The sequence below is a fragment of the Bradyrhizobium sp. Ce-3 genome, from assembly GCF_022835695.1.
In the GTDB taxonomy this organism is placed as follows: domain Bacteria; phylum Pseudomonadota; class Alphaproteobacteria; order Rhizobiales; family Xanthobacteraceae; genus Bradyrhizobium.
On sequence record NZ_BQUV01000001.1, the window covers coordinates 445253 to 458679 of the forward strand.

The following is a 13427-nucleotide window of genomic DNA, read 5'->3' on the forward strand; positions in this document are numbered from 1 at the left end:
ATCGCGCTTGTTGTTTGAGCATGATCTTTTCGGAAAACCGCTTCGCACTTTTCCGGATCATGCTCTAGCGCGGCGGCGCACCGTTGAGCAGGACCGAGTGACGCCGGCCATAGGCGAAATAGAGCACCAGGCCGATCGCCAGCCACACGACGAGACGCAGCCAGGTCTCCCACGGCAGGAACACCATCAGCAGCACCGAGAAGGCGATGCCGAGCACCGGGACGACAGGCACGCCGGGGGTGCGGAACGGGCGTGCGATTTCCGCATCGCTCTTGCGCAGATAGATCACCGCGCCGCAGACCAGCACGAAGGCGAACAGCGTGCCGATCGAAACCATCTCGCCGAGGATATCGATCGGGGTCAGCGCCGCGACGATAGCCACGATGATGCCGATCAGGAGCTGGCTCTTCCAGGGCGTGCCGAGCGAAGGATGCACGTCGGAGAACAGTTTCGGCAGCAGGCCGTCCTTGGCGATCTGGAAGAAGATGCGGCTCTGGCCGTACAGCAGCACCAGGATCACCGTGGTGAGGCCGGACAGCGCGCCGATCTTGATCAGCACCGAGAACCAGGTCTGGCCGATGACGTCGACCCCCCTGGCGATCGGATCGGCGACGCCGAGCTCGGTGTAAGGCACCAGGCCGGTCAGCACGCCGGCGACCGCAACATACAGGATCGTGCAGATCAACAGCGAGCCGAGGATGCCGATCGGCATGTCGGTCTGCGGGTGCTTGGCTTCCTGCGCCGCGGTCGACACCGCGTCGAAGCCGATGAAGGCGAAGAACACCACCGAGGCGCCGCGCATCACGCCGGTCCAGCCGAATTGACCGAACGTGCCGGTGTTGTCGGGAATGAAGGGATGCCAGTTCGCTGGTGTTACGTATCCAACGCCGAACAGGATGAAGGCGAGCACGACGCAAAGCTTGATGCCGACCATGATGTTGTTGAGTCGGGCCGATTCCTTGGTGCCGCCGATCAGCATCGCGGTGAGCAGCAGCACGATGAGCGCCGCCGGCAGATTGACGATACCGGCAACCGTCGAGCCGTCCGCGAGCTTGGCCTCGGTCCAGGGCGCCGCGGCATATTGCGGCGGGATATTGATGCCGAAGTTGCGCAGCAGCGAGGCGATGTAGCCAGACCAGCCGACCGCGACGGTGGAGGCGCCCATCGCATATTCGAGGATCAGGTCCCAGCCGATGATCCAGGCGAACAGCTCGCCCAGGGTCGCGTAAGTATAGGTGTAGGTGCTTCCGGAGACCGGCAGCAGCGCCGCGAGCTCGGCGTAGCACAGGCCGACGAAGGCACAGGCGATGCCGCCGACGATGAAGGAGAGCATGATGGCCGGGCCGGCATAGTGCGCCGCGGCGGTGCCGGTCAGCACGAAGATGCCCGCACCGATGATGCAGCCGATCCCGAGCGCGGTGATGCTGAGCGCGCCGAGCGTCTTGCCCAGCGTGTGCTCCCCCGCTTCCGCGATGATGGCGGCGACCGACTTGCGCGTCATCAAACCCAGTTCAGACATGACGACATCTCCTTCTGGTGTGGCCGATACAGCCTAACAATCAGAACGAGCGCACCGGGTTCCGCGTATCGGAACGATTGTCCCCGGATATCAACAGGGCAAGCGGCCTGCCGGTGCAGGCAAGACAGCGGTCGCGCTGGCCCGTTGCGGGCGGCGCTCCGGCCAAATGTGTCCAGACGTTTCTCGATCGACGCGCCGTATCGTCGCGGCGCGTCGGCCGGCCCTACTCCGCGGCCTGGCGGACGTGGCGCGCGGTCGGTGTCCGCATCGTCACCAGCTCTTCGGACGCGGTCGGATGCAGCGCGACGGTGGCGTCGAAATCGGCCTTGGTCGCCTTCATTTTCACCGCGATCGCGACCGCCTGGGTGATCTCGGCGGCGCAGTCGCCGACGATATGGCAGCCGAGCACGCGATCGCTCGACGCGTCGACCACGAGCTTCATCAGCACGCGGGTGTCGCGCCCGGACATCGTCGCCTTGATCGGACGGAAATCGGTCTTGTAGATGTCGACGTGGCTGTACTGCGCCCGCGCCTCTTCCTCCGTCAGACCGACGGTGCCGACCTCCGGCTGCGAGAATACCGCGGTCGGAATCGTGGCGTGGTCGACCTGCACCGGGCGCTTGCCGAACACGGTGTCGGCGAAGGCATGGCCCTCGCGGATCGCGACCGGGGTCAGGTTGGTGCGATGGGTGACGTCGCCGACCGCGTAGATGTTGTCGACCGAAGTCTTTGACCAGCCGTCGACCTGGATGCCGCCATTGGCGGGATTGATCGCGACGCCGGCGGTCTCCAGTCCGAGATTGGCGACGTTGGGATGCCGGCCGATCGCGAACATCACCTGGTCGGCGGCGATGCTCGACCCGCCAGACAGATGCGCGGTGAAATCATGGCCGTGCTTGTCGACCTTCGCCACCGTGCAGCCGGTGATGATGGTGATGCCGTGCTTCTCCATTTCGGTGCGGACATGTTTGCGTACGTCCTCGTCGAAGCCGCGCAGGATGTTGTCGCCGCGATAGACCACGGTGACGTCGGAGCCGTAGCCGGCGAAGATGCCGGCGAATTCCAGCGCGATGTAGCCGCCTCCCTGGATCACGATCCGCTTCGGCAGCTCCTTGAGGTGAAACGCCTCGTTGGAGGAGATCACGTGCTCGATGCCGGGCACGGCCGGCCCGTGATTGGGCGCGCCGCCGGTCGCGATCAGGATGTATTTCGCCGTCACCTTCTCGCCGGTGGCGAGGCGGAGCGTGTGGGCGTCCTCCAGCACCGCGCGGGTCTTGACGATCGTGGCGCCTGATTTCTCGACATTGGTGGTGTAGGCGCGCTCGAGCCGGGCGATCTCCTTGTCCTTGTTGGCGACGAGCGTCGCCCAGTCGAACGAGACCTGGCCGATGCTCCAGCCGAAGCCGGCGGCATCCTCGATCTCCTGGTGGACATGGCTGCCGATCACGAACAGCTTCTTCGGCACGCAGCCGCGGATCACGCAGGTGCCGCCCATCCGGTACTCTTCGGCGACCATGACCTTGGCGCCATAGTTGGCGGCGATGCGGGCGGCACGGACGCCGCCCGAACCACCACCGATGACAAACAGGTCGACGTCAAACTCGGCCATGGCAGTACCTCTGTTTCTTCTCCTCGCCCCGCAAGCGGGGCGAGGTCACACGCATATAGATATCGTTTTCAGATATCCTTGCCGCGCTTCTTCATCTCGGTCTTGAACTGACCGGCGACGATCACGCCAAACTGCTGCGCCCACTGCTGCATATATTGCAGCGATCCGTTGATTGCCGTGGGCTCGGCGGTCAAAAGCTTCTGGCCGAGCGGCGTCTTGTAGAACGTCACGAGGTCCTTCAGCTCCTGCTCGGTGAATTCGGCGGCGTAGATCTGGGCCATGCCGTCGCCGATCTCCTTCTCGCTGCCGCCGAACTGCTTGGCGACGACCACCGCGACCTCGTCGAGATCCTTCTGGTAGTTCAGGTACTGCTGCAAGAGACCGGTCTTGGTCTTCTCGATGATGCCGGGAACGGCGCCGTTGTACATGACCGCCACGTTCTTCATCGCCAGGATTTCCTTGGCGGCCGCGATCGCCGCGGGGGTCGACTGCTTGACCTTGGGCATGGGGGGCAGCTGCGGCTGCTGCGCCATCGCCGGTGCGGTCGCGAGCGCGAGGCCAGCCGCCAGGACCGCCGCCGACAAAAGTCCCGAAAAACGCTTCATTCCAAGTCTCCTTGCTTGCGGCCTCATGGCCGTTCAACAACCCGAATTCCCTGCGCGCCGGCCAGAACGGCGACGCTGCCAAGCCCGATGAACAGGCCGTGTTCAACAACGCCCGGTATGGAGCTGAGCAAACCGGCCAGACGCGGCGGATCGCCGATCCGGCCGAGATGCGCATCGACGATCCAGTGGCCGCCATCGGTGACAAAAGCGTGACCGTCCTTGCCCTGACGGATGATCATTTCGCCGGATACGCCGGCCTGCGCGAACGCCCGTGCCATCGCAGCCTGGGTCGCGGCGAGCCCGAACGGGATCACCTCGACCGGCAGCGGAAAGCGGCCGAGCACGTCGACCCATTTGCTGTCGTCGGCGATCACGATCATGCGATCACTGGCGGCCGCCACGATCTTCTCGCGCAGCAGCGCGCCGCCGCCGCCCTTGATCAGATTGAGCGCCGGATCGATCTCGTCGGCGCCATCGATGGTGAGATCGAGGTGGTCGATCTCGTCGAGCGTGGTCAATGGAACGCCGCAGCGGATCGCATCCGCGCGGGTCGCCTCCGAGGTCGGCACGCCGATCACCTTCATGCCCGCGCGGACCTTCTCGCCGAGCAGCTCGACGAAATGCTTGGCGGTCGACCCGGTGCCGAGCCCAAGCTTCATGCCGTCGCGCACCTCTTCGAGCGCGCGCGCCGCCGCCTGGCGTTTCAGTGCGTCCATGTCCACGGCCGATAGCCCCTTGTCCGTTACGGGCGCGCCATCGGGCGGCCCGGCGGGCGCATATCTAGCCTCGATTCACGGGCAGGAATAGCGCCATCCGGACCTGTCCAGCGCCTATTCGGAAACCCGCTCCGGGGCGGTTGTCATGCCTGAAAGGCGTCGATTGCGGTCAAAATCGCCGCAAAACGGTCCTCAACCTCGGCCCGCATCCCCGGATGGGTGAAAACATAGAGCCGCTGCTCGCGGATCGCGGCCACGACCCGCGCCGCAACCGCGGCCGGATCGAGCCCGGCATCGAGCTGCCGCGCGATCTCCGCAACCATCGCGGACGCCGCGCTGCCGGGCGCGAGCGCGCGGGTCGGCCCATACCGTTCGGGGCGGTTGCGCCCGCTCTCGCCGATCCGTGTCCGCACATAGCTCGGACACAGCACGCTGACCCCGATGCCGTCAGGCGCGAGTTGCCAGGCCAGCCCCTCCGACACGCTAACCACCGCGAACTTGCTCGCCGAGTAGGGACTGAAGCCGAGACCGGCATTCATTCCGCCCATCGAGGCGGTGTTGACGATATGTCCGCCCTCGCCGTGCCCGCGGATATGCGGCAGGAAGCTCTTGATGCCGTGCACGACGCCCATCAGATTGACGTCGATCACCCAGCGCCAATTCTCGATCGAGATCTGATCGATGCCGCCGCCGGCCGCGACCCCGGCATTGTTGCAGAGGACGTGGACCTTGCCGAAGGCGCGGAATGCGGCCTCCGCCGCGCGGTCGACGCTTGCGGGATCGGCGACATCGCAGACCACGCCATGAACGTCTGTGCCATCGGCGCGCAGCGCGTCGATGGCCTGGTCCAGCGCACCGGCTTCGATATCGGCGAGCATCACCTTCATGCCCTCGCGCACGAACGCGGTTGCCATGGCGAGGCCAATTCCACTGGCCGCACCGGTGACAAAAGCGGCTTTTCCGACAAGTTCCCGCACCCTCACCTCCCTTTTTTGCGGGACCCTAGCATCTTCTCTTGCATCGCGGCGCGCTGCCCGATAGCCAGAGACAGATGTCCGCCTCCTCTCCCCCCATCGTCGTATTCGATCTGGACGGCACGCTGGTCGACACCGCGCCTGACCTGATCAGCGCGCTCAATTACGTGCTCGACCGCGAGGGTCTGCGGCCGGTGCCGCTGTCGGCCGCCCGCAACATGATCGGCGCCGGCGCGCGCAAGCTGCTCGAGCGCGGGCTCGAGGTGGATGGACGCGCGGTCAGCGTCGCCGACCTCGACCGCCTGACCGTGGATTTCGTCGACTATTACGCCGAGCACATCGCCGACGGGTCGCGCCCGTTCGACGGGCTCGAGGATGCGCTCGACCGCCTTGCGGCCAAGGGCCATCGCTTCGCGGTCTGCACCAACAAGCTCGAGTGGCTGTCGAAGCTGCTGCTCGACCGGCTCGGCCTGACCCCGCGCTTTGCCGCGATCTGCGGCCAGGACACCTTCGGCGTTGCCAAGCCCGACCCGGCGTTCCTGCGCGAGACCGTCGCCCGCGCCGGCGGCAAGCTGCCCGGCGCCATCATGGTCGGCGATGCCGGTCCCGATGTCGGCGTCGCCCGGCGCGCCAGCGTCCCGGTGATCGGTGTCGATTTCGGCTATACCGACGTCCCGATGACCGAGCTGAAGCCGGACCGGCTGATCAGCCACATGCGCGATCTGCCGGACGCCGTCGCCAGCCTGATTGCGGCATAAATATTTCGCAACACTTTGATATCGCTTGGCAATATTTCGCCATGCGATTTTGCCATTAACCATCCTTTAACGAGCAGACCTCCCCCGGTTGCGCCCCTGTTCCGACGCTCTTATGGTCGGCGCGGGGATTGTGGCTGATTGCCGCAGTAGAGTGTGGATCATGCGTCGTATCATCGTAATCGCGGCCGCCGGGCTGAGCCTGGCCGGCTGCTCTTCCTTCTCATTGGATTCGTTCAAGTCGGCGCCGCCGCCGATGCAGGTGCAGCTGGACTCGGCGCCGCAGGGTGCGGACGCCGTGACCTCGCTCGGACCGGGCTGCAAGACGCCCTGCACCGTGTCGGTCCCGGCGCCGGAGGCCAACTTCACCGTCACCTTCAACATGCCGAAGTTCCAGCCGGCGACCGTGCCGGTGACGGTGACCCGCACGCCGGGCGACTTCACCAGCCCGGCGACGACCACGCTCGATCCGAGCCCGGTGTTCGCCGAGTTGCAACCGGCCGGCCCGCCGCCGCGCGCGCACAAGCAGATGCGGCCGAAAAAGAAGAAGCCGAAGCCGGCTGCCGCTGCGGCCCCCGCCGCCGCTCCGGACTCCGCGTTCCCTGCCCCGGCTGCAGCTCCGCCGCCGGCCGCCGCGCCCACACGCTGACGCGCAATGCTGCGCGCATCTGACTGAGATTGCACTGCACAAGAGCCCGACCGAAAGCCGGGTTTTTGTATTTTGTGGAGGCACATCGGCGATTGCGATCATGCATCGCGCGATCTGCCTCACCTATCGCTTTGCAACCGGCGTTGCAGGTTGCGGATCATCCATTGGAACGCATTGTGACGGCGTGCCAACATGCATAGATTGCGTGTGCTGGGCCCGTGACGGCCTGGCCCTGATGGGAACGCCTTGGTTTGAAGGCTTGGTTGAAGGCTTCGGTTGAATGAACGGATCCACGCAAGCGCATTCCGACACGCTGTTTCGTCCGATGACCGATCCGTTCGGCCGGACGATCCGTTACCTGCGCGTCTCGGTGACCGATCGCTGCGACCTGCGCTGCTTCTACTGCATGTCGGAAGACATGACCTTCCTGCCGAAGGCCGATCTCCTGACCCTGGAAGAGCTCGACCGCCTCTGCTCGGCCTTCGTCGCCAAGGGCGTGCGCAAGATCCGCCTCACCGGCGGTGAGCCGCTGGTCCGCCGCAACGTGATGGGCCTGGTGCGTTCGCTGTCGCGCCATCTTGCGACCGGCGCGCTCGACGAATTGACGCTGACCACCAACGGCTCGCAGCTCGCGCGCTTCGCCCAGGAACTTGCCGATTGCGGCGTGCGCCGGGTCAACGTGTCGCTCGACACGCTGGATCCCGCAAAATTCCGCGCCATCACCCGCTGGGGCGATATCGACAAGGTGCTGTCGGGCATCGAGGCGGCGCGGTCGGCCGGGCTTGCGGTCAAGATCAACGCGGTCGCGCTGAAGAACATGAACGAGGACGAAATCCCCGCGCTGATGCAATGGGCGCATGGCAAGGGCATGGGCCTGACCCTGATCGAGGTGATGCCGATGGGCGACATCGGCGAAGGCCGGATCGACCAATACGTGCCGCTGTCCTTGCTGCGCGCGCGGCTCGAGAAGCACTACACGCTGACCGACCTCGCCGACGACACCGGCGGCCCTGCCCGCTATGTCCGGGTCACCGAGACCGGCGGCAAGCTCGGCTTCATCACGCCGATGACCCACAATTTCTGCGAGTCCTGCAACCGGGTGCGGATCACCTGCACCGGCACGCTGCACACCTGCCTCGGCCATGAGGACGCCTCCGACTTGCGCCGGCCGCTGCGCGCCTCCGACGACAACGAGCTGCTGTCGGCGGCGATCGATCGCGCCATCGGGCTGAAGCCGAAGGGGCACGATTTCATCATCGACCGCCGCCACAACCGCCCGAGCGTCAGCCGCCACATGAGCGTGACCGGCGGCTAGTTCCTATCCTCCGCCGACGGCCGTTCAGTCCCCCGATTACCAAGGCGGGACAACGATTTGCCGCGCCGTCAATTTGCCCATTTTCCGATTGACGGCGTTCCACGGCGCTGATTTGGTGCCTCAGCTTTTACGCTAGTCGGGCCGGATAGGCCGCTGCCCCCCGTCGGCACCCGCCGGCGATCCGGTAGCCAAGAACGGCGGAAGCGGATTTCGGGGGAGGACGAACGTTTGCAACTGCTCCTGAAGGTGAGCCGTGGCTCCGTGTGCATGCGCGCGGCGGCCAGATGATGCTTGAGATATTCGGCGCGCGCGTGGCGCGACCGCGGAGATCGTGATGCGCCCAATGTTGGCACTCAGTCAGGCCATCGACCGACTGAACGAGAAGATCGGCTACGTCTGCAACCTTCTCGTCCTGCTCGCCTGCCTGGTCAGCGCCGGCAACGCCATGATCCGCTACGCGTTCAGCTACTCCTCGAACGGCTGGCTCGAGGCGCAGTGGTACATGTTCGCGATCCTCGTGATGTTCGGCGCCTCCTACACCTTCAAGCGCAACGAGCATGTCCGCGTCGAGATCCTCTATCTGATGCTGTCCGAACGCGGCCAGCTCTGGCTCGACATGATCGGCACATTGTTCTTCCTGATCCCGGCCTGCCTGCTGCTCGCCTATCTGTCCTGGCCGTTCTTCTACCAGGCCTACGCGGTCGGCGAGATGAGCGGCAATGCCGGCGGCCTGCTGCGCTGGCCGATCAAATTCGTTATCCCGTCCGGCTTCGTGATGCTTGCGTTGCAAGGCGTCTCCGAGGTGATCAAGCGGATCGCCGCGCTGCAAGGCTATGTGACGATCGACGCGAAGTACGAGAGGCCGACGCAATGACGATTACGCTGGAGATGATGCCGCCACTGATGTTCGGCGGCCTGATCGTTGCGATGCTGATCGGCTATCCGGTGGCGTTCACGCTCGCCGCGGTCGGCCTGTCGTTCGGGTTTCTCTCGATCTATCTCGGTTTCTTCGACCTCAACTTCCTGCAGGCGATCCCGGGCCGCATCTTCGGCAGCGTGCTGTCCAACGAGCTGCTGCTTGCGATCCCGTTCTTCACCTTCATGGGCGCGATATTGGAGAGATGCGGGCTCGCCGAGGACATGCTGGATTCGATGGGCCAGTTGTTCGGCCCGATCCGCGGCGGCCTCGGCTACTCCGTGATCATCGTCGGCTTCATCCTCGGCGCCATCACCGGCACGGTGGCGGCGCAGGTGATCGCGATGGCGCTGATCTCGATGCCGGTGATGATCCGCTACGGCTACAACATTCGCTACGTCACCGGCGTGCTGGCCGCCTCCGGCACCATCACGCAACTCGTCCCTCCCTCTCTCGTCCTGATCGTGCTCGCCGACCAGCTCGGCAAGTCGGTCGGCGACATGTATCTCGGCGCCTGGGGGCCGTCGGTGTTCCAGATCCTGCTGTTCGCCGGCTACACCTTCCTGCTCAGCATCATCAAGCCGAGCCATTTGCCCGCGGTGCCGAAGGAAGCGCGCACGCTGACCGGCTGGGCGCTGTGGAAGAAGTGCCTGCTCGGCATCATTCCGTCAGCGGTGCTGATCTTCGTCGTGCTCGGCACCATGATGATGGGCCTTGCGACCCCGACCGAAGCCGGCGCCATGGGCGCGGTCGGCGCCATCGTGCTCGCCGCGATCCACCACAAGGATTTCAGCGCGACCGGCCGCAAGGTGCTGATCGCAGGCGTGATCGCCGGCGGCATCGGCACCATCATCGCGATGCTCTACACCGAGAACCTGATCTTCAAGCTGGCGTTCGCGATCACCTATCTGGCGGTGGTCTGGATCTGCATCGAGGCGGTCAAAATCCCGGACCTGCGCGACCTGATCAAGCAGGGCTACGAGACCACCATGCGCATCACCTGCATGGTCACCTTCATCCTGATCGGCTCGACCTGCTTCTCGGTGGTGTTCCTCGGCGTCTCCGGCGGCGTCTGGCTCGAGCATCTCCTGACGTCGCTGCCCGGCGGCGTCTGGGGTTTCCTGATCTTCATCAACCTGTTCATCTTCTTCCTGGCGTTCTTCCTCGACTTCTTCGAGATCGCCTTCATCATCCTGCCGATGATCGCGCCGATCGCGCAGAAGGTGCTGGCACCGGTGGTCGGCCCCGACGCGGCCCTGATCTGGTTCGGCGTGATGCTGTGCGTCAACATGCAGACCTCGTTCCTGCATCCGCCGTTCGGCTTCGCGCTGTTCTATCTGCGCGGCGTGGCGCCGAAGGAAGTGAAGAGCTCCGACATCTATTGGGGCGCGATGCCGTGGATCGGACTGCAGGCGATCATGGTGGCGCTGGTGATCGCGTTCCCGGTCGTCGTCACCGGACTGCTCGACAAGCCGCTCGACGTCGACCTCAACAAGGTCAAGATCGAGGTGCCGCAGATCGAGCTGCCGCCGCTCGATTTCGGACAACCGAAGCAATAGCCGGCGTCCGCGCGCTCGGCATGTCTGGAGCATTTTCGGTTCTGATTGCATCAGGACCGAAGCTCGAGGTGCGCCACGGCTGTTGACGGCAGCGGCAAGGCCTGTGAAGACGCGGGGTACGGATCGTCCTCCAACGCACAGATCGCCGCCATGCCCCAGAAGCGTCCCGCCCGCTCGTTCGTTCGCCCGCTGATCATATCGTTTGGCTTGGCGCTTGCCGCACCTGTCGCGCATGCGGCGCCGGCGGCCGACATTCACGCACTGGCGCAGCAGGAGCAGCAGCCGCTGCTCGACACCCTGCGCGACCTCGTGCAGATCGAATCCGGCAGCAAGGACATCGAAGGCCTGAACCAGATCGCCGCGCGCATCGCCGGCCAGCTCAAAGAGCTCGGCGGCACCGTGGATATCCTGCAAACCGCCGACATCTACCGGCTGGACGACACGCCGGAGAAGATCGGTCCCGCCGTGCAGGCCGTCTTCAAGGGCACCGGCAGCGCGAAGATCATGCTGATCGCGCACATGGACACGGTGTATCTCAAGGGCATGCTGAAGGACCAACCCTTCCGCGTCGATGGCGACAAGGCTTACGGCCTCGGCATCGCCGACGACAAGCAGGGCATCGCCACCATCCTGCACAGCGTGGCGCTGCTGCAGAAGCTGAACTTCAAGGACTACGGCACGCTCACGGTGCTGATCAACGGCGACGAGGAGATCTCTTCGCCCGGCTGGCGCAGCACCATCACCCGCGTCGCCGGCGAGCAGGATGCCGTGTTCTCGTTCGAAGGCAGCGACGCCAGCGGCACACTCCGCCTCGCCACCAGCGGCATCGGCTCGGCCTATCTCACGGTGCACGGCAAGTCGTCGCATGCGGGCGCCCGGCCCGAAGGCGGCGTGAATGCGCTGTATGAGCTGTCGCACCAGGTGCTGCAGATGAAGGACCTGTCGAAGCCCGAGCAAGGCCTGAAGCTGAACTGGACGGTGTCCAAGTCCGGCACCAACCGCAATGTGATCCCGGCCGAAGCCACCGCCCAGGCGGACGCGCGTGCGCTCAAGGTGTCCGACTTCGACGAGCTCGAGACGGCGCTGCAGGACAAGATCAAGAACCGCCTGCTGCCCGACTCCAAGGTCGAGGTGAAGTTCGAGGTGCGCCGCCCGCCGCTCGAAGCGAACGACGCTTCACGTCGCATCGCGGCTCACGGCAAGACGATCTATCAGGAACTCGGGATGCCGCTGAACGTGGCCGAGAGGGCCACAGGCGGCGGCACCGACGCCGCATTCGCCGCCCTCAAGACCAAGGGCGCCGTGGTGGAGGGCATGGGCCTCTCCGGCTTCGGCGCGCACTCCAACGATGCCGAATACGTGCAGATCAACAGCATCGTGCCGCGGCTGTATTTGACCACGCGCATGATCATGGACCTGTCCGGCGGCAAGGTGAAATAGGCCGGCAGGTCTGCAGCACGGCAGCCACGGGGCAGGCCTCTCAGACGGTCGTCGCCTCCGCCTTGGCGAGGCGGAAGCTCAGCGTGAACTGGGCGCCGCCCGACGGCAGATTCTCGACCTTGACCGTCGCATCGTGATCGTCGACGACGCCGCGCACGATCGAGAGCCCGAGCCCTGCCCCGTCGGTACGCTGACGATCGCTGCGCCAGAAGCGCCGGAAGATCAGGCCCTGCTCGGCGGGCGCAATCCCCGGCCCGCAGTCGCGCACCTGCACCGAACCATTCTCGTACACCTCGACATCGACCGAGGTCGCGTCGGCAGTATACTTGATGGCGTTCTCCGCCAGATTGAAGATCGCGCGCTGCAGCATCTCGGCATTGCCCTTGACCCGCACCGGACCGTCGGTGCCGCGCAGCGCGATGTCCTTGTGCTGCGCCAGCGCGTAGGGTGCGATCGAGCCGACCACCTCGGCGCACACCGCACGCAGATCCGCGGTCTCGGCGGGATCCAGCACCAGCGTATCGAGTTCGGCGATCTCCAAGAGCTGGCTGACGATGCGGCTCATGCTTTCGATGTCGGCGTGCAGCTCTCTGGTCCCCTTGGCTGCATCGAGCGTCTCGATCCGGGTCCTCAGGATCGCGAGCGGCGTGCGAAGCTGATGGGCGGCATCGGCGGTGAACTGGCGCTGCACGTGAAAGCCGTCCTCGAGACGGTCGAAGGCCTGGTTGACCGCGGTCACCAGCGGCAGGATCTCGCTCGGAATCCCGTCCGTCGGCAGCCGAATGTCGGTCCTGGCCGGTCCAATGCTCCTGGCTTCCTCGGAGGCCCGCAGCAGCGGAATCACGGCGCGGCGGAAGATCAGGATGTCGGTCGCGAGCAGGATCAACAGGATCGGGATGGTGATCCAGCCGACCCGCCGGAAGAAGTTGGCGACGATGTCGTCGATGATGACGTCGCGATGCGACAGGTCCTCGGCGACCTGGATGCGCAGCGTCTGGCCGCCGACCAGCTTGCTGGCGCTGGCGCCAGAAATCCGGTCGGCCGAGGCCGGCAGCCGTGGCGCCCCGCGATGCGACGAGAACAGCAAGTTGTCGTCCGCATCGTAGATGTCGTAGCGGTAACGGCCATAGGCATCGGAATAGAGCCCCCTCAGGCTGTCCGGCAAATTGAGCTGCACCTTGCCGTCAGAATCGACCGAGAGGTTCTGGCCGAGATCGGCCGCCTGATCGCGCATCGCCTCGCGATGCAGCTGATTGATCTCCGAATTCAGCAGCCACAGCAGCAGCAGCGGCAGGAAGATCGCCGCCACCGCGACCGCCACGATGTGCAGAAACACGATCCGCGAGGTCAGCGACTTGAAGCGGAACACC

The 13427-nt window shown here is 65.2% G+C and carries 12 protein-coding genes; 6 read left to right on the forward strand and 6 right to left on the reverse strand.

Annotated elements, in window-relative coordinates:
• Nucleotides 1-64: 64 nt before the first annotated feature.
• The 5 genes from BRSPCE3_RS02245 to BRSPCE3_RS02265 all read right to left on the reverse strand — a co-directional run bounded on the left by BRSPCE3_RS02245 (nucleotide 65) and on the right by BRSPCE3_RS02265 (nucleotide 5432).
• Entirely contained in the window at nucleotides 65-1519 is a 1455-nt protein-coding gene (locus tag BRSPCE3_RS02245; protein WP_244063974.1) for an amino acid permease, read from the reverse strand.
• Nucleotides 1520-1742: 223 nt separating this feature from the next.
• Entirely contained in the window at nucleotides 1743-3128 is a 1386-nt protein-coding gene (gene gor / locus BRSPCE3_RS02250) for a glutathione-disulfide reductase (protein ID WP_244063976.1), read from the reverse strand.
• Nucleotides 3129-3196: 68 nt separating this feature from the next.
• Nucleotides 3197-3733, reverse strand: coding sequence for a DUF2059 domain-containing protein (locus BRSPCE3_RS02255; protein ID WP_244063978.1), 537 nt, complete (start codon nucleotides 3731-3733; stop codon nucleotides 3197-3199).
• Nucleotides 3734-3756: 23 nt separating this feature from the next.
• Nucleotides 3757-4449 (reverse strand): ribose-5-phosphate isomerase RpiA, encoded by a 693-nt coding sequence (gene rpiA / locus BRSPCE3_RS02260; RefSeq protein WP_244063980.1) that lies wholly within the window; start codon nucleotides 4447-4449, stop codon nucleotides 3757-3759.
• A gap of 143 nt (nucleotides 4450-4592) precedes the next feature.
• Nucleotides 4593-5432, reverse strand: coding sequence for an SDR family NAD(P)-dependent oxidoreductase (locus tag BRSPCE3_RS02265; protein ID WP_309296287.1), 840 nt, complete (start codon nucleotides 5430-5432; stop codon nucleotides 4593-4595).
• A 68-nt stretch (nucleotides 5433-5500) separates the two neighbouring features.
• Here BRSPCE3_RS02265 and BRSPCE3_RS02270 point away from each other — a divergent pair, with 68 nt between their 5' ends.
• The 6 genes from BRSPCE3_RS02270 to BRSPCE3_RS02295 all read left to right on the forward strand — a co-directional run bounded on the left by BRSPCE3_RS02270 (nucleotide 5501) and on the right by BRSPCE3_RS02295 (nucleotide 12057).
• On the forward strand, nucleotides 5501-6181 hold the full coding sequence (locus BRSPCE3_RS02270; protein WP_244063984.1) for an HAD hydrolase-like protein: 681 nt from the start codon (nucleotides 5501-5503) through the stop codon (nucleotides 6179-6181).
• A 160-nt stretch (nucleotides 6182-6341) separates the two neighbouring features.
• On the forward strand, nucleotides 6342-6827 hold the full coding sequence (locus BRSPCE3_RS02275) for a hypothetical protein (RefSeq protein WP_244063986.1): 486 nt from the start codon (nucleotides 6342-6344) through the stop codon (nucleotides 6825-6827).
• 280 nt (nucleotides 6828-7107) lie between these two features.
• The gene (moaA, locus tag BRSPCE3_RS02280) at nucleotides 7108-8142 is read left to right on the forward strand and encodes a GTP 3',8-cyclase MoaA (protein ID WP_244063988.1); all 1035 of its coding nucleotides are present in this window, start codon (nucleotides 7108-7110) and stop codon (nucleotides 8140-8142) included.
• A gap of 334 nt (nucleotides 8143-8476) precedes the next feature.
• Nucleotides 8477-9016: a TRAP transporter small permease subunit gene (locus BRSPCE3_RS02285; RefSeq protein WP_244063990.1), complete on the forward strand. Its 540-nt coding sequence runs from the start codon at nucleotides 8477-8479 to the stop codon at nucleotides 9014-9016.
• The gene (locus tag BRSPCE3_RS02290; RefSeq protein ID WP_244063992.1) at nucleotides 9013-10617 is read left to right on the forward strand and encodes a TRAP transporter large permease subunit; all 1605 of its coding nucleotides are present in this window, start codon (nucleotides 9013-9015) and stop codon (nucleotides 10615-10617) included. The genes BRSPCE3_RS02285 and BRSPCE3_RS02290 overlap by 4 nt, the downstream gene beginning before the upstream one ends.
• A gap of 150 nt (nucleotides 10618-10767) precedes the next feature.
• Complete coding sequence (locus tag BRSPCE3_RS02295; RefSeq protein WP_244063994.1) at nucleotides 10768-12057, forward strand: M20/M25/M40 family metallo-hydrolase; 1290 nt, start codon at nucleotides 10768-10770, stop codon at nucleotides 12055-12057.
• Nucleotides 12058-12097: 40 nt separating this feature from the next.
• On the opposite strand, the gene BRSPCE3_RS02300 is transcribed toward BRSPCE3_RS02295, so the two are convergent.
• Nucleotides 12098-13426, reverse strand: a complete 1329-nt coding sequence (locus tag BRSPCE3_RS02300; RefSeq protein ID WP_244063995.1) for a HAMP domain-containing sensor histidine kinase — start codon at nucleotides 13424-13426, stop codon at nucleotides 12098-12100.
• Nucleotide 13427: the final 1 nt, after the last annotated feature.